The organism is Kitasatospora sp. NPDC056783 (assembly GCF_042789895.1).
Taxonomy (GTDB): Bacteria; Actinomycetota; Actinomycetes; order Streptomycetales; family Streptomycetaceae; genus Kitasatospora.
In genome coordinates this window covers 1-18,910 of record NZ_JBHUAF010000150.1, presented here as the reverse complement: position 1 = coordinate 18,910, position 18,910 = coordinate 1, and the positions used below count along the sequence as shown (strand labels likewise).

The 18,910-nt window shown below is 71.9% G+C and carries 15 protein-coding genes; 11 read left to right on the top strand and 4 right to left on the bottom strand.

What is annotated here, in order from left to right:
• The first annotated feature begins 248 nt into the window (after positions 1-248).
• The 4 genes from ACFRMQ_RS21655 to ACFRMQ_RS21640 all read left to right on the top strand — a co-directional run bounded on the left by ACFRMQ_RS21655 (position 249) and on the right by ACFRMQ_RS21640 (position 4,692).
• Entirely contained in the window at positions 249-989 is a 741-nt protein-coding gene (locus ACFRMQ_RS21655) for an NAD-dependent deacetylase (protein WP_380732158.1), read from the top strand.
• A gap of 91 nt (positions 990-1,080) precedes the next feature.
• Positions 1,081-2,295, top strand: a complete 1,215-nt coding sequence (locus ACFRMQ_RS21650) for a cytochrome P450 (RefSeq protein ID WP_380732157.1) — start codon at positions 1,081-1,083, stop codon at positions 2,293-2,295.
• Positions 2,296-2,316: 21 nt separating this feature from the next.
• Positions 2,317-3,315 carry an ADP-ribosylglycohydrolase family protein gene (locus tag ACFRMQ_RS21645; protein WP_380732156.1) on the top strand — a complete coding sequence of 333 codons (999 nt, stop codon included), beginning with the start codon at positions 2,317-2,319 and terminating at the stop codon, positions 3,313-3,315.
• 57 nt (positions 3,316-3,372) lie between these two features.
• Positions 3,373-4,692, top strand: coding sequence for a serpin family protein (locus tag ACFRMQ_RS21640; protein WP_380732155.1), 1,320 nt, complete (start codon positions 3,373-3,375; stop codon positions 4,690-4,692).
• A 22-nt stretch (positions 4,693-4,714) separates the two neighbouring features.
• Here the strand turns inward: ACFRMQ_RS21640 and ACFRMQ_RS21635 are convergent, their stop codons facing one another.
• The 4 genes from ACFRMQ_RS21635 to ACFRMQ_RS21620 form a co-directional block, all read right to left on the bottom strand.
• Entirely contained in the window at positions 4,715-5,827 is a 1,113-nt protein-coding gene (locus ACFRMQ_RS21635; protein ID WP_380732154.1) for an ADP-ribosylglycohydrolase family protein, read from the bottom strand.
• Between the two features lie 124 nt (positions 5,828-5,951).
• On the bottom strand, positions 5,952-7,223 hold the full coding sequence (locus ACFRMQ_RS21630; protein WP_380732153.1) for a DUF2786 domain-containing protein: 1,272 nt from the start codon (positions 7,221-7,223) through the stop codon (positions 5,952-5,954).
• A gap of 82 nt (positions 7,224-7,305) precedes the next feature.
• Positions 7,306-8,922, bottom strand: coding sequence for a transporter (locus tag ACFRMQ_RS21625; RefSeq protein ID WP_380732152.1), 1,617 nt, complete (start codon positions 8,920-8,922; stop codon positions 7,306-7,308).
• Complete coding sequence (locus ACFRMQ_RS21620; RefSeq protein WP_380732151.1) at positions 8,919-9,740, bottom strand: ABC transporter ATP-binding protein; 822 nt, start codon at positions 9,738-9,740, stop codon at positions 8,919-8,921. Before ACFRMQ_RS21620 ends, ACFRMQ_RS21625 begins: the two co-directional genes overlap by 4 nt.
• A 266-nt stretch (positions 9,741-10,006) precedes the next feature.
• Here ACFRMQ_RS21620 and ACFRMQ_RS21615 point away from each other — a divergent pair, with 266 nt between their 5' ends.
• The 7 genes from ACFRMQ_RS21615 to tuf all read left to right on the top strand — a co-directional run bounded on the left by ACFRMQ_RS21615 (position 10,007) and on the right by tuf (position 18,847).
• Positions 10,007-10,531 (top strand): DUF1707 and DUF4190 domain-containing protein, encoded by a 525-nt coding sequence (locus ACFRMQ_RS21615; protein ID WP_380732150.1) that lies wholly within the window; start codon positions 10,007-10,009, stop codon positions 10,529-10,531.
• 195 nt (positions 10,532-10,726) lie between these two features.
• Positions 10,727-12,457, top strand: coding sequence for a hypothetical protein (locus tag ACFRMQ_RS21610; protein ID WP_380732149.1), 1,731 nt, complete (start codon positions 10,727-10,729; stop codon positions 12,455-12,457).
• Between the two features lie 18 nt (positions 12,458-12,475).
• The gene (locus ACFRMQ_RS21605; RefSeq protein ID WP_380732148.1) at positions 12,476-14,077 is read left to right on the top strand and encodes a DUF2142 domain-containing protein; all 1,602 of its coding nucleotides are present in this window, start codon (positions 12,476-12,478) and stop codon (positions 14,075-14,077) included.
• Positions 14,078-14,466: 389 nt separating this feature from the next.
• On the top strand, positions 14,467-14,838 hold the full coding sequence (gene rpsL, locus ACFRMQ_RS21600; protein WP_014144289.1) for a 30S ribosomal protein S12: 372 nt from the start codon (positions 14,467-14,469) through the stop codon (positions 14,836-14,838).
• A 2-nt stretch (positions 14,839-14,840) separates the two neighbouring features.
• A complete protein-coding gene (gene rpsG, locus ACFRMQ_RS21595) occupies positions 14,841-15,311 on the top strand; it encodes a 30S ribosomal protein S7 (protein WP_030055803.1) in 471 nt (156 codons plus the stop codon).
• Positions 15,312-15,350: 39 nt separating this feature from the next.
• Positions 15,351-17,456, top strand: coding sequence for an elongation factor G (gene fusA / locus ACFRMQ_RS21590; RefSeq protein WP_380732146.1), 2,106 nt, complete (start codon positions 15,351-15,353; stop codon positions 17,454-17,456).
• Positions 17,457-17,653: 197 nt separating this feature from the next.
• The gene (tuf, locus tag ACFRMQ_RS21585; protein WP_316523492.1) at positions 17,654-18,847 is read left to right on the top strand and encodes an elongation factor Tu; all 1,194 of its coding nucleotides are present in this window, start codon (positions 17,654-17,656) and stop codon (positions 18,845-18,847) included.
• The last annotated feature ends 63 nt before the right edge of the window (positions 18,848-18,910 follow it).

The following is an 18,910-nucleotide window of genomic DNA, read 5'->3' as shown; positions in this document are numbered from 1 at the left end:
GTAGCTCGCTGGGCTCATAACCCAGAGGTCGCAGGTTCAAATCCTGTCCCCGCTACTCAGTACGAAGGGCCCGGAGGCATCAAGCCTCCGGGCCCTTCGGCGTTCCAGGGCCGGACGGGGCCGGCCGGGCGGCTCCGTGGTGCGGGGAAGGGGCCTGAACCGTGCGGTCCGGCCGGAAGCGGGCCCCGGCCCGGCGCCCCCGGATTTTCGGTGGCCGGGTCCGGGCCCCCGGCCGTACCGTCCGGGGTATGAACGCGAAGCGCCCCCTGATCGCCGTGCTCACCGGCGCGGGCATCTCGACGGACTCCGGCATTCCCGACTACCGCGGCCCGCGGGGCCTGTGGCAGCAGGACCCGTCGGCCGAGGAACTGGTCACCCTCGGGCCGTACCGGGACGATCCGCAGGTGCGCCGCCGGGCCTGGCGGATGCGGCTGGAGACGGGCGCGCTCGCCGCCGAGCCGAACGCCGGGCACCGGGCGCTGGTCGACCTGGAGCGCTCCGGTCTGCCGCTGCGGGTGCTCACCCAGAACATCGACGGGCTGCACCAGAAGTCCGGGCTGAGTGCCCGCAAGGTGCTCGAGCTGCACGGCACCGCGCGGGAGACGCAGTGCCTGCGCTGCCGGGCGGTCGGGCCGATGGCCCAGGCGCTGGCGCGGGTCGAGGCGGGGGAGCCGGACCCGGACTGCCGGGCCTGCGGGGGTGTCCTCAAGCCGCGCGTCGTGATGTTCGGCGAGAACCTGGACCCGGAGGTGCTCGGGCAGGCCGACTCGATCGCCCGGGCCTGCGACCTGTTCATCGCGGTCGGCACCAGCCTCCAGGTCTTCCCGGTGGCGGCGCTGCCGTTCAACGCGGTGCGGACCGGGGCGAAGCTGATCATCGTGAACGCCGAGCCGACGCCGTACGACGAGGCCGCGAGCGAGGTCATCCGGGAGCCGATCTCCCAGGCGCTGCCGGAGCTGGTGCGCCGACTTGTCCTGGAACGGGGCTGAGGGGCCGCCGGAACGGTCACATTCCCGGACGCACCGCGTGCGTACGATGATCTTTCCGGCTTCCCCCCTCCCGGCCTGGAGTGATCGACCGATGACGACGACGGCGAAGTTCGACCCCTGGTCGGCGGAGTTCGTGGCCCACCCGTACGACGCGTACGCCGAACTGCGCGAGCACGCGCCGGTGACGTACTTCGAGCCGACGAACCAGTGGCTCGTCTCCCGGCACGAGGACGTCAGCGCCCTGCTGCGCGACCGGCGGCTCGGCCGCACCTACACCCACCGCTTCAGCCACGAGGAGTTCGGCCGCCCCGAGCCGGACCCGGCGCACGAGCCCTTCCACACCCTGAACGACCACGGGCTGCTCGACCTGGAGGCGCCCGACCACACCCGGATCCGCCGCCTCGTCTCCAAGGCCTTCACCCCGAGGATGGTCGAGGGCCTGCGCCCCACCGTGCGGCGGCTGGCCGGCGAGCTGGTCGACGACCTGCTCGCGGCCGGCGGCGGCGACCTGATCGCCACCGTCGCCGAGCCGCTGCCGGTCGCCGTGATCGCCGAGATGCTCGGGGTGCCGGAGAGCGACCGGCACCTGCTGCGGCCGTGGTCCGCCGACATCACCGGGATGTTCGAGCTCAACCCGAGCGAGGAGGTCGCCCGCCGGGCCGTCACCGCCAGCATCGAGTTCTCCGACTACCTGCGGACCCTGATCCGCGAGCGCCGGGCGAACCCCGGGACGGACCTGATCAGCGCGCTCATCCAGGCCCAGGAGGGCTCCGACGCGCTCAGCGAGCAGGAGATGATCTCCACCTGCGTGCTGCTGCTCAACGCCGGCCACGAGGCGACCGTCAACACCACCGGCAACGGCTGGTGGGCGCTGTTCCGCAACCCCGACGAGCTCGCCCGGCTGCGCGGCTCGGTGAACGAGCTGCTGCCCACCGCCGTCGAGGAGCTGATGCGCTGGGACACCCCGCTGCAGATGTTCGAGCGCTGGGTGCTGGAGGACATCGAGGTCGGCGGCGTCACCGTCCCGCGCGGCGCCGAGATCGCCCTGCTGTTCGGCTCCGCCAACCGCGACCCCGAGCGCTTCGCCGACCCGGACCGCCTCGACCTCGGCCGCACCGACAACCCGCACATCACCTTCGGCGCCGGAATCCACTTCTGTCTCGGCGCCCCGCTCGCCAGACTGGAGCTCACCGAGTCCTACGGCACCCTGCTGCGCCGGGCCCCGGGCCTGCGGCTGGTCCGCGAGCCCGAGTGGAACCCGGGCTACGTGATCCGCGGGCTCCGGGAACTGTCGGTCGAGGTGTAGCGGAGAAGAGGGGGAACCGCCGTGGGCAAGGCGACAGGGGCACTGCTGGGGCTGGCGATCGGGGACGCGATCGGCCGGGTCACGGAGTTCAAGAGCGTCGAGCAGATCGCCGCCGACCACCCGGACTGGCGGCGGCTCCCGCTGCCGGGGAGGGCGCTGGTCACCGACGACACCCAGATGACGCTCGCCCTCGCCCGGGGCCTGCGCACCGCCCTGGCGCGCGGGCCGCTCGCCCCGCTGCGGCTGGTGCGGCCGGTCCGCGAGGAGTTCGTCGACTGGTGGCGCTCCCCGGACAACAACCGCGCCCCGGGCATGACCTGCCTGCGCGCCTGCGAGCGGCTCAGCCACGACGGAGTCCGCTGGCAGCAGGCGAGCGACGTCGGCTCCAAGGGCTGCGGCGCCAACATGCGGGTCGCCCCGATCGGGCTGGTCCGCGAGCTGGACGCCCGGCAGCTCTCCGGCGCCGCCCAGCTCCAGTCCGCGCTCACCCACGGTCACCCGACCGCCCTCGCCGCCAGCGACCTCACCGCGTACGCCGTCCGCAAGCTCGCCGAGGGCGTCCCGCCGGCCGGACTGCCCGCGGTGCTGCGGGCGTACGCGTCGGCGAGCCGCGAGCGGTACGACGGGTTCTGGCTCGGGGACCTCGCCGACCGCTGGTACGGCAGTTCCCCCCAGGCCGTCATCGCCCGGGGCTGGGACGACTGCCTGAAGGTGCTCGACCAGCTGGAGGCCGCGCTCGCCGCCCGCGACCCGGAGGCCGACCCCTGCCTGGCCACCGGCGAGGGCTGGATCGCCGAGGAGGCCTTCGGCACCGGCCTGCTCTGCTTCCTGCTGCTGCCGGACGACCCGGTGGCCGCCGTCCGCCGGGCTGCCTACTCCAGCGGCGACTCCGACTCCCTGGCCTGTCTGACCGGCGCCTTCGCGGGCGCCCACCACGGCGAGGCGGCCTGGCCGGCCGACTGGGTCGAGCGGATCGAGCACCGGGACGAACTGCTGGAGTTCGGCGCGCTCTGGGACTGACCCGGGACGCGCCGGGGCCGGGCGGAACCGGGTGGCGGGGAGGTGCGTCGAAGGGCCATGACGAACCGCAGCACCGCAACCCGTCGCACCCTCCGCCGCCCGGCCGCGCTGCTCCTCGCGGCCGCGCTGGCCGCGCCGCTGCTGGCCGGCTGCGGCAGCACCGGGCCGGCCGCGCCCGGGGAGCTCCGGGCGGATCCGCCCGCGAGCCGGCCCGCCGTCGACCCGGCCCAGGTGGCCGCCACCGCGGCCGCCACCGACGCCTTCGGCCTGGACCTGCTGCACGCCCTGACCGCCGCGCCGGACGCGGCCGACCACAACCTGGTGGTCTCCCCGTCCGGCCTGGCCACCCTGCTCGCCATGCTGCTGCCCGGCGCCCGCGGCACCACCGCCGAGGAACTGGCCAAGGCCCTGCACACCGGGCTCGACCCGCGGCAGTACGCCCTGGCCACCGGAGCGCTGAACCGGCCCGTGCCCCAGACCGACAAGGTCACCCTGCGCCGCAGCGACGACGTCTGGACCCAGCGGGGCCTGGCCGTCTCACCGGACTACCTGGCCACCCTCGCCGCCGCCTTCGACGCCGGCGTGCGCCAGCCCGACTTCGCCAAGGACCCCGACGGGGCCCGCAAGGGCGTCAACGCGGCCGTGGAGAAGGCCACCGACGGCCGGATCAAGGACCTGTTCGCCCCGGACGCGATCACCTCGGACACCCGGCTGGTGCTCACCGACGCGCTCTACCTCAAGGCCGATTGGGCCTCCGCCTTCAAGCCCGCGCAGACCGCCGACCGGCCGTTCCACAAGCCGGACGGCTCCACCCCGGCCGTCCCCACGATGGGCCAGAGCGGAAGCTTCAGGTACGCCGACGGCTCCGGCGGGATCGTCGGCGAGCCCTGGCAGGCCGTCGAGCTCCCGTACGCGGGCGGCAGGCTGGCGATGGACCTGATCGTCCCGGCGCAGGGCGGCTTCACCGCCTTCGCCAAGGGCCTGGACCAGCCCCAGCTCGACCGGATCCTCGGCGCCCTCGCCGAACGGCCGGTCGACCTCCGGCTGCCGCGCTTCCACTTCGACACGTCCGAGGAGCTCACCCCCGTGCTGCGCTCGCTCGGCGTGCGGTCGGTCTTCGACCACGCCGACCTCGGCGGCATCGCCAAGGACCCGCTCGCCGTCAGCACGGTGGTGCAGAAGGCCACCATCGAGGTCGCCGAGGAGGGCACCGTCGCGGCGGCCGGCAGCGGCCTCGGGATCGCCGCGGCGGCGGCACCCATCGCGGACGGGCCGGTCCAGCTGCACATCGACCGTCCGTTCCTGTTCCTGATCCGGGACACCCGGGGCGGCGCGCCGCTGTTCCTCGGCCAGGTCACCGACCCCGGGGCGAAGTAGCCCCGGCCGGGCCGGACGGCCCCTACCAGGCCGGGTAGCGCCCGCCGAGCCCCGGGTGGAGCGGGTCGCGGCTGCCGAACAGCACCAGCAGGTCGTCCGCGACCTGCCGCAGCTCGGCCCGGCCCTCGACCGCTCCGGCCCACTCGGCGGGCAGCGCCGTGGCGCCGTACGCGGCCCCGACCAGGTTGCCGCAGACCGCGCCGGTCGAGTCGCTGTCCCCGGAGTGGTTCACCGACAGCAGCAGCGCGGTGCGCACCGGGTCGGGGTCCAGGGTGGCCGCCAGCAGCGAGTACACCGCGATGGCCAGGCACTCCTCGGCGATCCAGCCGAGCCCGACCCGTTCCACCGTGTCCGCCATCGGCTCGGCCTCCTGGGCCAGCCGCACCGCCCGGGCCAGCGCCTGGACGGTCTCCTTGGAGCTCGGCAGTTCGCGGATCTGCTCCACCGTCTCGCCGACCGCCGCCCACGGCTCGGTGCCGCCGGCGAGCCGCTCGACCAGCGCCGCGAAGGCTCCCGCCGCGAGGTAGCCGGTCGGGTGGCCGTGGGTGAGCTGGGCGCACTGCACCGCCAGCCCGAAGGACTGCTCGACGCCCAGCCGGGCCAGCCCGAACGGCGCCGAGCGCATCACCGTGCCGCAGCCCTTGGAGCCCGGGTTGACCGGCCCGAGCTGCCCGATCACGGACGGCGACTCGAACACCGGGTGCTCGGAGACCCCGCTCAGGCAGGCGTTGCCCGGCGCCCGGCGCGCGTACAGGAACGGCCGGCTCAGTAGCCAGCCGTCGTACGGGCGGGGCTGCGGCTCGGTGTCCGGCGCGGACTGGAACTGGGTGCGCAGCCAGCGCTGGTAGGCGCCGTGGACGGCCTCCGGCACCGAGCCGCCGCCGCCCGTCCAGCCGCGGACGAAGCCGCGGATCAGGCCCTCGGCGGTGAACAGCGTCATCTGGGTGTCGTCGGTGACCTGGGCCGGCCCGGGCCCGGCCGGCAGGGTGGTCACGCCCTGCGGCCCCCAGCGGTCCTGGATCTGGTGGAGCCGCTGGAACTCCACCGGCCGGCCCAGCGCGTCGCCGATCGCGCCGCCGAGCAGCGCCCCGCGCACCCGGTCCCGGTACCCCGACTCCGCCGCCGGTTCCGTCACGTCGAATCCCCCTTGGTTCGTGGCGGACAACGTTCTATCAGGTCTCCCCGGAGGCCGGGCGACCCCGGTGGGTCCTGCCGGGACGCACGGCGTCGCGCGCCCGACGGGAACCGTGGGACACGGCCTAACGGCGGATCGCCCCGGCGCGCCCGTGCAGCGCGGCCCGGTCGGCGGCGGCGCGCCCGGCCGCCCAGCCCACGCCGTCGCTGACCCGCACCCGCTGCGAGACCAGTTTCGGGAACAGCCGGTCGATCTCCTCGTCCACCGCCTCCGAGCGGGCGGCGAGCGTCGGCAGCAGCCGCTCGTCGGGCAGCAGCTGCTCCTCGGTGCCGTCCTCGCGCAGGTGGCGTCCGGCCGCGGCGGCCTTGGTGGCCCGCTCGGTGGCGGCGGTCAGCCGCTCGCGGATCCGCGCCGCGTAGGCGACCAGGAAGGACTGCCGGAACGCCTTGCTGCGCGAGTCCTTGCGGGAGCCCGCCTTGTTGAGCGCGTGGGTGGCCTGCACCAGCAGCGAGGTGTAGAGCAGCTCGACGCCGTCCAGGTCGCCGTCGAAGCCGACCACGGTGCAGAAGCCGAACTCCTTCGCCCACACCACCCGGCACCGGTTGGCCGCCGCGACCGCGTCCAGCAGCATCGTCTTGGGGCCCTCGTACGGGTTGTCCACACCGATCCGCAGCGCCGCCGGGGTGTCCCGGTCGGTGCCGGTCGTGGCCAGCAGCGCCTCGTCGATGCTGTGCTGGGCCATCAGCTGCTGGGCCTTGGCGGTCAGCGCCTCGGCCTCCTCCGGGTACTCGGTGGACTCGGCCTTGGCCAGCAGCGCCCGGATCCGCGCCAGCATCCGGGGCTCGCCGGTCGCCGGTGCCGAGTGCCGCGCCCGCCCGGCCTGCCCGGGGGTGGGCCCCACCGGGGCGATCGGGGGCAGCCGGCCCCAGGTGCGCAGCAGCTCCAGGAGGGTGGTGGCGAGCGCGAAGCGGTCCTGTCGGTGCCGGTGGGCGAAGGCCGCCAGGTACTCCTCGTCGCCGGACCACCACACCTCGGTCTCCAGCTCGCGCAGCTGCTCGTGCCAGCGCCGGTCCAGCGCGGCCGCGGGGCGCCGGCGGCCCTCGGCGGCGATCAGGTCCACGGCGAGGGCCAGGTGGACGGGCTTCAGCTCGCGCCGCACCACCCGGACCAGGTCGGCCGGCCGCCAGCCGGCCGACCAGCAGCGGCCGACCGCGGTGTCCGCGTGGGCCAGCACCGCCCGGCTGACCGCCGGCCACTGCCCGGCCGAGGCGGCCAGCAGCGAGGCCCCGGTGTCCAGGGCGAGGTCCAGTCCGTCGTCCGGGGCCGTCAGCACCGACCGCACCGCCTGCTCCAGCAGTGGCCCGGCGTTGCCGCCCTGCTGCGCGCCCTTGCCCACGGTCTGTCCCTGCTCTCCTCGACGATCCGGCCTCCTGCCCATGATGCCGGAGCCGCGGCGCGAACCCGCCGGAGCGCGGGGTTCAGCGCTCGATGGCCTTGGCCAGGATCTCCGGCGTGCGGTCCAGCAGCCGGCCCGCCGCCGTCCGCACCCCCAGCGCGGCGACCAGGGCGCCGTACAGCGGTCCCACCAGCAGCACCGGCCATCGCGGGGCGCCCGAGAACAGCGTCCAGCCGAGGTAGCCGCCGATCGGCAGGCTCAGCACCGTGACGCCGACCATCGAGCCGAACTGGTTGAGCAGGATCAGTCCGCCCTGGCCCGGGGCGGCGTTGCGCATCGGGTTGCTGTCGGCCGGCATGGTGTACGGCGCCAGCACGCTGAACACCGAGCCGAGCGCGATCCCGCAGCCGAGCTGGGTCATCGCCAGGCCGAGCGCGGCCGGCAGCTCCTTCCACTGACCGGTGACGGCCGCCAGCACCAGCCCGAGCACCACCGTCACCGGGACGGCGTACGACAGCACCGCGTACGCCCGGCCGCGCAGCTCGGCCCGGGCGTCGGCCGGGGTGCACAGGGTGGCGGCGACCATCCAGAACGCCGATCCGTCCATGCCGAACAGGTTGAGCATCTGGAGCCCGAGGAACACCCCGGTCATCGCCAGCAGGTAGACCGTCGCCCAGCCCTGGACCATCGACAGCACGCAGATCACCAGCGTCATGCCGATGCTGGTGAACAGCGCCGCCTTCGCCCGCGGCTCGCGCCAGGCGTACCGCAGGTGGCGCTGCATGACCGTGCCGGTCCGGCCCTCGGGCAGGAAGCCCCAGCCGCGCGAGCTCCGCACCCCGCGGGCCACCTCCAGGGTGGAGGAGTCGGCGGTGACCATCAGCTCCTGGAGGCTCCGCCGCCACCAGCGCAGCAGCAGCGCCAGCAGCGCGGCGGCCGCGGCGAGCTGGAGCACCGCCAGGCCGTACCGGCCCTCGCCGGCGGTGCGCGGCGCGTCCGCCGCGCTGATCGGCGGGATCCAGCGCAGCACCGAGGCGATCGGCTTCAGCGGGCTGAGGTCGATCGGCCCGCCCTTGCGGCCGAAGACGCTCTGCGAGCCGACGTTGGCGGCCTGGACCAGCAGCGCGAAGGCCAGTCCGCCGAAGATCGCGAAGTCCTTGCCGCGTCGGCTGGAGAGCATCCGGGCGTTGCCCGCCGCGACCGCCCGGGAGAGCGTGACCAGGCAGAGCACCGCGAGCGGCACGGCGAGCACCGCGATCGCCGCCGAGGCCCCGCCGGCCGCGCCGGCCAGCACCGCGCCGGTCACCAGCACCAGGCTGATCAGCGGGCCGGGCCCGATCAGCGCGGCCAGCAGCGAGCCGCGCAGCAGCGGGCCGGGCCGCAGCGGCAGCATGGTCAGCCGGGTCGGGTCGGCGCTCTCGTCGCTGGAGAACAGGAACAGCGGAAGCGCGGCCCAGCCAAGGGTCAGGACGCCGAGCAGCATCACCCCGGCGTCCCCGGAGCCCGCGTGGCGCCCGTTCAGCGCGGCCAGGGCGACGGCCACGCCGCCCGCGAGGGCCAGGCCGAACAGGCCGCCGATCACGTAGACGGCGGTCCGGCCGGGGCTGCGCCGCAGTCCGTTGCGCAGCAGCCGCAGTTTGAGTGCCACCAGGGCGCGGACCACCGTCCGGCCGTCGGGCACCGCGTTCCGCTCGCTCACCGGGAGCCCCCGGCCTGCCCGCCGCCGAGCCAGCCGAGCGACTGCCCGTCGTCCTCGCGCACGCCGATCAGCTCCAGGAAGGCCTCGTGCAGGCTGCGCCCGCCCCGGACGGAGTCCAGCGGCCCCTGGGCTATCACCTGGCCGGCGTTCACCACGGCGACCCAGTCGCAGAGCTGTTCGACCAGTTCCATCACGTGGCTGGAGAAGACCACGGTGGATCCGGCCGCCGCGTACCGCTTGAGCACGCCGCGGATGGTCTGGGCGGAGACCGGGTCGACGCCCTCGAAGGGCTCGTCCAGGAACAGCACGGCGGGGTTGTGCAGCAGCGCCGCGGCCAGGCCGATCTTCTTGCGCATGCCGGTGGAGTAGTCGGCGACCAGCTTGTCGGCGTCCCGGCCGAGGTCCAGGACGGCGAGCAGCTCCTCGGCGCGCCGGTCCACCTCGGCGCCGGGCAGACCGCGCAGCCGCCCGGTGTACTGGAGCAGCTCGCGCCCGCTGAGCCGCTCGAACATCCGCAGGCCCTCGGGCAGGATGCCGATCCGGGCCTTGACCGAGACCGGGTCCGCCCAGACGTCGGTGCCGTGCACCAGGACGGTGCCCCGGTCGGGCCGGAGCAGGCCGGTGACCATCGACAGCGTGGTGGTCTTGCCGGCACCGTTCGGCCCGACCAGTCCGATGAACGCCCCGGCCGGCAGCTCCAGGCTCAGCCCGGCCACGGCGGCCTGGGCCCCGAAGTGCTTCCAGAGCTCTCGGATGCTGACGGCGGACGGGGCACCCGGCCCGGGGAGGTCGGCGGACGGCGGCGCTGACGCCTGCATGGCGGCCTTCTCTTCTTCTGGGGTCTTCTGGGGGTCGAACGCTGGTCGGGATTCCTGCGGGGCCCAGCCTGGCACCGCCCGAACGGGCTGTCGCCCGAGTTGAGCATCCCCTGAGTCTGTCGGCCGTACGGGTGAGGCGCGCCGCCCCGCATCCGCTCCTTCCCGGCCGCCCGGCCGGTTTGGCAACTACTCGGTACCGCCGTTCGTCCTGCACTATGAGGATCCAGTGACATGCGCGGGGGTGCCGCGCTACCGGGAGGTGGCGGATGTCCGTACAACCATGGGGTGGGCCCGGGCCCGTCGATCCGTACGGTCACCAGCCGGCTCCCGCGGCGGCGCACCAGGCGGCGATGCGGGCGGGCCACGCGGACCGGGACCGGACGGTCGACGTGCTGAAGGCGGCGTTCGCCGAGGGGAGGCTCTCCGCCCAGGAGTACGAGCAGCGCCACGAGGCGGCGGCCGCGGCACAGACCTACGGTCAGCTGGCCGTGCTGGTCGCCGACCTGCCCGCCGGGCCGATGGCGCCGCCGACCGTCGCGGCGCCCGTGCCGGCCACCTTCATGGCCGCCCCGCCGCCGGTCCGGGTCCGCCAGACCAACGTGCTCGCCGTCGTCTCCCTGGTGTGCGGCGTGATCGGCTTCTCCGCCCCCGCCGTGGTCACCGGCCACATCGCCCGCTCGGAGATCCGCCGTCGCGACATGGACGGCGACTGGGCGGCCGTCCTCGGCCTGGTCGTCGGCTACATGGGCTGCGCGTTCTGGATGCTGATGATCCTGTTCGCCTTCGCCTAGGACACGGCCCGGGCCTCGTCATGGGCCTGTGGGGCGCCGCTGCCGCCGGACGCCCTCGCCCCTGGCCGATGGGGCCTTCGGAACGTGAAGGACCTATGATGCCCGGGGCTGCCGCCATTACGCCCTGAGGCAGGACGTTCCGTCACCGGTCGACGCGGAGAGTCGGCCGGGCGACCACGAGCTGAGGACCGACCAGTGACAGTCAGTGCCCAGGAGGCCTCCAGAATCCCGCCCGGCGGAGGGCGTTCGCTGATCCGGGGGGCGACGGGCCGCTCCGGTGCCCGACTCCGGGCCTCGGCCCCGCTGCTGCTCGCGGGGGAGGCGGCGGTCTCCTTCCTGGCCGCACTGGTGCTCCCGCTGCTGGCCCACGGCTTCAAGCTGAACCCGCTGGACCGGATCGCCCAGGTGAGCGGTCTGGCCGCGGTGCAACTGCGGTTCGCGCTGCTCGGCCTCGTGCTGCTCGGCGCGGTCGTGCTCGCGATGCGCTTCCGCTCGGGCCGGCACTTCGACCTGGTGTCCCGCTTCTCCGCGGCCGCGCTGGCCGGTCTCGCCAGCGGCTTCGTGGCGGCCGGGGCGGTCATCGCCCTGCTCGGCACGCCCTGGCCGATGTTCGGCCTCAACGGCGACAGCGGACGCATCGTCGAGTGGGCGCACGCCGTGGCGAACGGCCTGCCCTCGGGCTCGCCGGTCTATCCGCCGGCGCCGCTGTACACCCTCGGTTACTACGCCGAGTGGTTCCGCGGCGGCAACACCGCGTACGCCTTCAAGGACCTCCAGATCCTCGGCGCCGCCGCGTTCGGCCCGCTGGTCTACCTCTCCTGGCGGATGCTGCTCAGCCCGGTCCGCGCGCTCGCGTTCGGCGTGCTGCCGGCCTTCGCCCTGATCGACGCCTACAAGCCGTACAGCCAGACCGTGCTGGTGGTCCTGGTGCCCGTCCTGGTGGCCCTGGTGGTGCACCTGCGCCGGAGCGGGACGGACGCCTGGCGGACGCTGCTGCTCAAGGCGGCCGGTTTCGGCGCGCTGCTCGGCCTGCTGTTCCTGACCTACTCCGGCTGGTTCCTGTGGAGCGGCCTGGGCGTGCTGGTCGCGATACTCGCGTACTTCCCCTGGAGGACCGGCCGGCTCAAGGGCCTGGCCTACCTCGGCGCCACCGGCGCCGCCTACCTGCTGGTCTGCGGCAGCTACCTGGTGACCATGCTGACGGACGGTCAGGAGACCAAGGACTCCTCGTTCCGGTTCGACAACTTCACCGACCCGGCGTACTTCCTGATGTGGCGCACGGACATGCCGGGCAAGGTGGGGGAGTGGCCGATCCCCGGCGAGTTCGGCGGCATGGGCCTGTTCGCCGTGGTGATCTTCGTCGCACTCGGCGCCGCCCTCTGGCTGGGCATCCGCAAGCCGATGATCGTCACCATTTGCTGCATGTTCGCGAGCGCCTGGGTGATGCGGATGTACATCGCCTCACACATGTACGAGACCCAGACGGTCCAGCTCTACACCCGGACCAACAACCAAATGCTGTACTGCGGCATGCTGTTGTGCGCCCTGGTCGCCCACCTGGTGTCGCTCCGGCTGGCCGGGCGCCGACGGGCGGACGCGGCCGACGGGACCCCGGAAACGGGGGCGGCCGCGGGGGGTGCCGGCCTCGGACTGCCCGGGCGACCCGCCGCAGTGGTCGGTACGTTGTTCGCTCTACTCTTCCTTTTCGGTACGGTTTCGTCCTCGATGTCGGACCGCTACATGCCGGCGCACGAGAACGACTACCGCATCCTGCCGTGGGTGTCGCACACCGTGCAGAAGCTCGACGGCCACTGCCCGAAGTTCGCGCCCGGTGGACAGTGCTCCAAGGACGGCGACCAGTCGTGGCTGAACATGGTATGGCTCAGCCCGGAGCACGAACCGGCGCCCGCCGCGAGCGCGCACTGACCCGAAGGCCCACTCCAGATGATGATCAACGCCGTCAAGAGCCTCGCCGACCGGCTCGCCTCCTCGCCGAGGCGGCTGTGGTTGGCCGCGTTCGCGATCCTGTTCACGCTGAGCGCGTCCTGGTCGTTGTCCACCCCGACCGGCGGTTCGCCGGACGAGCACGCGCACCTGATCCGGGCCGCGGCCGTCGCCCGCGGCCAGCTCAACGGTGAGGAGGTGATGGCCCCGCACGTGGTGGGCGGCATCGACGGCAAGTTCGCCGAGACCGGCGTCGAGCTCCCGCGGATCTACCAGGACCTCAAGGACGTCAACGCCTGCTACGTCTTCCGCTCCGACAACTCGGCCGCCTGCGCCCCGCAGCTGAAGGACCGGCCCGGCACGGTCGAGGTGACCACCGCGGCGGGCCGCTACCACCCGGCGTACTACTTCGCGGTCGGCTGGCCCAGCCTGCTGGTGCACGGCGAGGCGGCCTTCTACCTGATGCGCCTGATGTCGGCGCTGATCTGCTCCGCCCTGGTGGCGAGCGCGGTGGTCTCGGCGGCGGAGTGGCGGCGGCGTTCCTTCGCCCTGCTCGGCGTGGTCACCGCGACCACCCCGATGGCGCTGTTCATGTTCGGCGTGGTCAACCCGAGCGGCCCGGAGATCGCGGCGGGCATCCTGGTCTGGAGCGCCGGGCTGCCGATGCTGATGAGCCCGGACCCGCAGCTGCTGAACCGCCGGCTGGCCCGGCTCGGGGTGGGCGCGCTGGTGCTGATCAGCATCCGCCCGCTGGGCCTGATCTGGTTCGCCGGGGCCATGTTCTTCGCGCTGCTGCTGAGCAAGAAGGGCGCCCTGCGCGAGGTGGTCCGCCAGCGGGTGACCTGGGGCTGGGGCGGCCTGGCCGTGCTGGCGGGCGGCTTGGCGCTGATCTGGTCGTCGACCCACCCGGACAACTCGATCATCGACACCCCGAGCGACCTCACCCCGCTGACCGCGGCCCGGAAGACCTTCGACAACGGTCTGACCTACATGAAGCAGATGATCGGCTACTTCGGCTGGCTGGACGCCCAGCCGCCGGCCGCGACGCTGCTGGTCTGGTGCGCCGTGGTGCTGGCGCTGGCGATGATCGCGCTCTGCTACGCCCGGTTCCGGGACACCCTGGCGATCGCCGGCGTGATGGTCGGCATCGTGGTGATACCGATAGCGGCACAGGCGATGCAGGCGCGTCAGCTCGGCATGATCTGGCAGGGCCGCTACCTGCTGCCGTTCGCCGTCGGCCTGCCGATCATGTGCGCCGCGATCTGCCACGAGCGGCTGCCCTGGGGCGGCTTCGCCTGGCGCCGGCTGCTGGTGATCTCCGGCTTCGCGCTGTCCGTGGTCAACGCCGCCGGCTTCCTCTGGGCGATGCGCCGCAACACGGTCGGCATCGAGGGCCCGCTGCTGATCGCACCGGCCCACTGGTCCCCGCCCGGCAGCTGGGCGCTGTGGCTGCTGGTGTACGCCGTGGGCGCGCTCGCGCTGGGGGTGCTGGTGGCGCTGCCGGACAACCGGGAACGGCCGCTGCCGGAGCCTCCCGGGACGGTCGGGAGCGGCGCCGTGGAGGAACCGGCCCCGCTCGCCGGGGCCCGCGCGCAGGCGTAGGGTTCGCGGTGCGGGGGGTGCCCGGTTGTGGTAGGGAGGCCCGCGGCGGGCCGGTTCCCGGCCCGCCTCCCGTTCCGCTTCCGGTGCGAGCCCCGCGACCTGCGGCGTTGCATTTGTTTTGACCGCGCCCCATGCGCTAGGTACGCTCTGACCTTGTGCCTGGGGTGTCCCCGGGTCCTTGTGCGTGCATGCACACCGGTCGCCGCGCCGAGCCGGAGCGCCTCCCAGCGCGCCGCGCGTAGAGCGCCGTCGCTGAGCATCAGCCATGGGATTCCGTGTCGGAAAAAGCCCAACACACCCGACCGCGTGGGTCGACCACGGGGCCGTGTGCGAGGGAGACACCGCAGGTTAGTTCCACCAAGCCTTGGCACACAGAAAACGGAGAAACGGTGCCTACGATCCAGCAGCTGGTCCGAAAGGGCCGGCAGGACAAGGTCGAGAAGAACAAGACTCCCGCGCTGAAGGGCTCCCCGCAGCGCCGTGGGGTCTGCACGCGTGTGTACACGACCACCCCGAAGAAGCCGAACTCGGCTCTCCGCAAGGTCGCCCGTGTGCGCCTCACCAGCGGGATCGAGGTCACCGCTTACATCCCGGGCGAGGGCCACAACCTGCAGGAGCACTCCATCGTGCTGGTGCGCGGTGGTCGTGTGAAGGACCTTCCTGGTGTCCGCTACAAGATCATCCGCGGTTCGCTTGACACCCAGGGTGTCAAGAACCGCAAGCAGGCTCGCAGCCGCTACGGCGCCAAGAAGGAGAAGTAAGAATGCCTCGTAAGGGCCCCGCCCCGAAGCGCCCGGTCATCATCGACCCGGTTTACGGCTCCCCGGTCGTCACCCAGCTGGTCAACAAGATCCTGCTGCACGGCAAGCGCTCCACCGCCGAGCGGATCGTCTACGGCGCCCTCGAGGGCGTCCGTGAGAAGACCGGCTCGGACCCGGTCGTGACGCTGAAGCGCGCGCTGGAGAACGTCAAGCCGGCCCTCGAGGTCAAGTCCCGCCGTGTCGGTGGCGCGACCTACCAGGTTCCGGTCGAGGTCCGTCCGGGCCGCGCCAGCACCCTGGCGCTGCGCTGGATGGTCGGTTACTCCCGCGCCCGTCGCGAGAAGACCATGACCGAGCGCCTGATGAACGAGATCCTCGACGCCAGCAACGGCCTGGGCGCTTCCGTGAAGCGTCGCGAGGACACCCACAAGATGGCCGAGTCCAACAAGGCCTTCGCGCACTACCGCTGGTAGTCCGTACCCCGTCACTAGACAGAGAGAGAACGAGCCACCATGGCTGCAACCTCCCTTGACCTCGCCAAGGTCCGCAACATCGGGATCATGGCGCACATCGACGCGGGCAAGACCACCACCACCGAGCGGATCCTGTTCTACACCGGTGTGTCGTACAAGATCGGTGAGGTCCACGATGGCGCTGCCACCATGGACTGGATGGAGCAGGAGCAGGAGCGCGGCATCACGATCACGTCGGCCGCGACGACCTGTCACTGGACCGTCGACGATGCCGACCACACCATCAACATCATCGACACCCCGGGTCACGTCGACTTCACCGTCGAGGTGGAGCGTTCGCTGCGCGTCCTCGACGGTGCCGTGACGGTGTTCGACGGTGTCGCCGGTGTCGAGCCCCAGTCCGAGACCGTGTGGCGGCAGGCTGACCGCTACGGCGTTCCGCGCATCTGCTTCGTCAACAAGCTGGACCGCACGGGCGCGAACTTCTTCTTCTGCGTCGACACCATCGTGGAGCGCCTCGGCGCCACCCCGCTGGTGATGCAGCTGCCGATCGGTGCCGAGGCGGACTTCCAGGGCGTCGTCGACCTGGTCCGCATGAAGGCTCTGGTCTGGTCCGCCGAGGCCGCCAAGGGCGAGATGTACGACGTCGTCGACATCCCGGCCGACCTGGTGGACCAGGCGAACGAGTACCGCGAGGCGCTGATCGACACCGTCTCCAACGTGAGCGACGAGATCATGGAGCTCGCCCTCGAGGGCGAGGACATCCCGGTCGAGCTGCTCCAGACGGCGATCCGCAAGGGCACCCTGAACTCGGACTTCACTCCGATCTTCTGTGGCACCGCCTTCAAGAACAAGGGCGTTCAGCCCCTGCTCGACGCGGTCGTCAAGTACCTGCCGTCGCCGCTGGACATCGAGTCCATCGAGGGCACCAAGCCCAACGACCCGGACACCAAGATCTCGCGCAAGGCCTCGGACGAGGAGCCCCTCGCCGCCCTCGCGTTCAAGATCATGTCCGACCCGCACCTGGGCAAGCTCACCTTCGTCCGGATCTACTCCGGTCGCCTGGAGTCCGGCACCTCGGTGCTGAACGCCGTGAAGGGCAAGAAGGAGCGCATCGGCAAGATCTACCGCATGCACGCGAACAAGCGTGAGGAGATCGAGTCGGTGGGCGCCGGCGACATCGTCGCCGTCATGGGCCTGAAGCAGACCACCACCGGTGAGACGCTGGCCGACGAGAAGAACCCGGTCATCCTGGAGTCCATGGACTTCCCGGCCCCGGTCATCCGCGTCGCCATCGAGCCCAAGTCCAAGGGTGACCAGGAGAAGCTGGGTGTCGCCATCCAGCGTCTCGCCGAGGAGGACCCGTCCTTCCAGGTCAACACGGACGAGGAGACCGGCCAGACCATCATCGCGGGTATGGGCGAGCTGCACCTCGAGGTGCTGGTCGACCGTATGCGCCGTGAGTTCAAGGTCGAGGCCAACGTCGGCAAGCCGCAGGTCGCGTACCGCGAGACGATCCGTCAGGCCGTCGAGCGCATCGACTACACCCACAAGAAGCAGACCGGTGGTTCCGGTCAGTTCGCCAAGGTGCAGATCGCGATCGAGCCGCTCGAGCAGGCCGAGGGCTACGAGTTCGTCAACAAGGTCACCGGTGGCCGCGTCCCGCGCGAGTACATCCCGTCGGTCGACGCCGGTTGCCAGGAGGCCATGGAGTTCGGTGTTCTCGCCGGCTACCCGCTCCAGGGTGTCCGCGTGAGCCTGCTGGACGGCCAGTCGCACGACGTCGACTCCTCCGAGCTCGCGTTCAAGATCGCCGGTTCGATGGCCTTCAAGGAAGGCGCGAGGAAGGCCAAGCCGGTCCTCCTCGAGCCGATGATGGCCGTCGAGGTCACCACGCCCGAGGACTACATGGGCGACGTGATCGGTGACATCAACTCTCGCCGTGGCCAGATCCGGTCCATGGACGAGCGTCACGGTGCCCGCGTCGTCACGGCGCTGGTGCCCCTCTCCGAGATGTTCGGCTACGTCGGTGACCTGCGCAGCAAGACCTCTGGTCGCGCCAGCTACTCGATGCAGTTCGACTCGTACGCCGAGGTCCCCAAGGCCGTGGCTGAGGAGATCATCGCCAAGTCCAAGGGCGAGTGACATCCCGATATTCGGGATGATTGCGACCCCTTAGGCTATTAGGAGGCGACCCGGGAGAATCCGGACGGATTCTCCCGGGGCCTCCGGCCCCCTTACCCCGCGGGACGGTGCGAGGTGCTTCCGGCACCACGGACCCAGCCCGATCAAGACCAACTGACGTCAGCACGGCGTACAGGAACTGTCCTCAGGAGGACTCAGTGGCGAAGGCGAAGTTCGAGCGGACGAAGCCCCACGTCAACATCGGCACCATCGGTCACATCGACCACGGCAAGACCACGCTGACCGCGGCCATCACCAAGGTGCTGCACGACGCGTACCCGGACCTGAACCCCTTCACGCCGTTCGACCAGATCGACAAGGCCCCGGAGGAGCGTCAGCGCGGTATCACCATCTCGATCGCGCACGTCGAGTACCAGACCGAGGACCGGCACTACGCGCACGTCGACTGCCCGGGTCACGCTGACTACATCAAGAACATGATCACCGGTGCCGCCCAGATGGACGGCGCCATCCTGGTGGTCGCCGCCACCGACGGCCCGATGCCGCAGACCAAGGAGCACGTCCTCCTGGCCCGCCAGGTCGGCGTTCCGTACATCGTCGTCGCCCTGAACAAGGCCGACATGGTGGACGACGAGGAGATCCTGGAGCTCGTCGAGCTCGAGGTCCGTGAGCTGCTCTCCGAGTACGAGTTCCCGGGCGACGACCTGCCGGTCGTCCGCGTCTCCGCGCTGAAGGCCCTCGAGGGCGACGCCGAGTGGGGCCAGAAGCTCCTCGGCCTGATGAAGGCCGTCGACGAGAACATCCCCACCCCGGCTCGCGCCGTGGACCAGCCGTTCCTGATGCCGATCGAGGACGTCTTCACGATCACCGGTCGTGGCACCGTCGTCACCGGTCGCATCGAGCGCGGCATCCTGAAGGTCAACGAGACCGTCGACATCATCGGCATCAAGAACGAGAAGACCACCACCACGGTCACCGGTATCGAGATGTTCCGCAAGCTGCTCGACGAGGGCCAGGCCGGTGAGAACGTCGGTCTGCTGCTCCGTGGCATCAAGCGCGAGGACGTCGAGCGCGGCCAGGTCATCATCAAGCCGGGTTCGGTCACCCCGCACACCGACTTCGAGGCCCAGTCCTACATCCTGTCGAAGGACGAGGGTGGCCGTCACACCCCGTTCTTCAACAACTACCGCCCGCAGTTCTACTTCCGTACCACGGACGTGACCGGCGTCGTGACCCTCCCCGAGGGCACCGAGATGGTCATGCCGGGCGACAACACCGCCATGACCGTCGCGCTGATCCAGCCGATCGCCATGGAGGAGGGCCTGAAGTTCGCCATCCGTGAGGGTGGCCGCACCGTCGGCGCCGGCCAGGTCACCAAGATCATCAAGTAATTGACGATCTGACCTGCCTGCCTCGTACAGGCTGAGTCCGAAGGGCCCCGCGCACCGCACGGT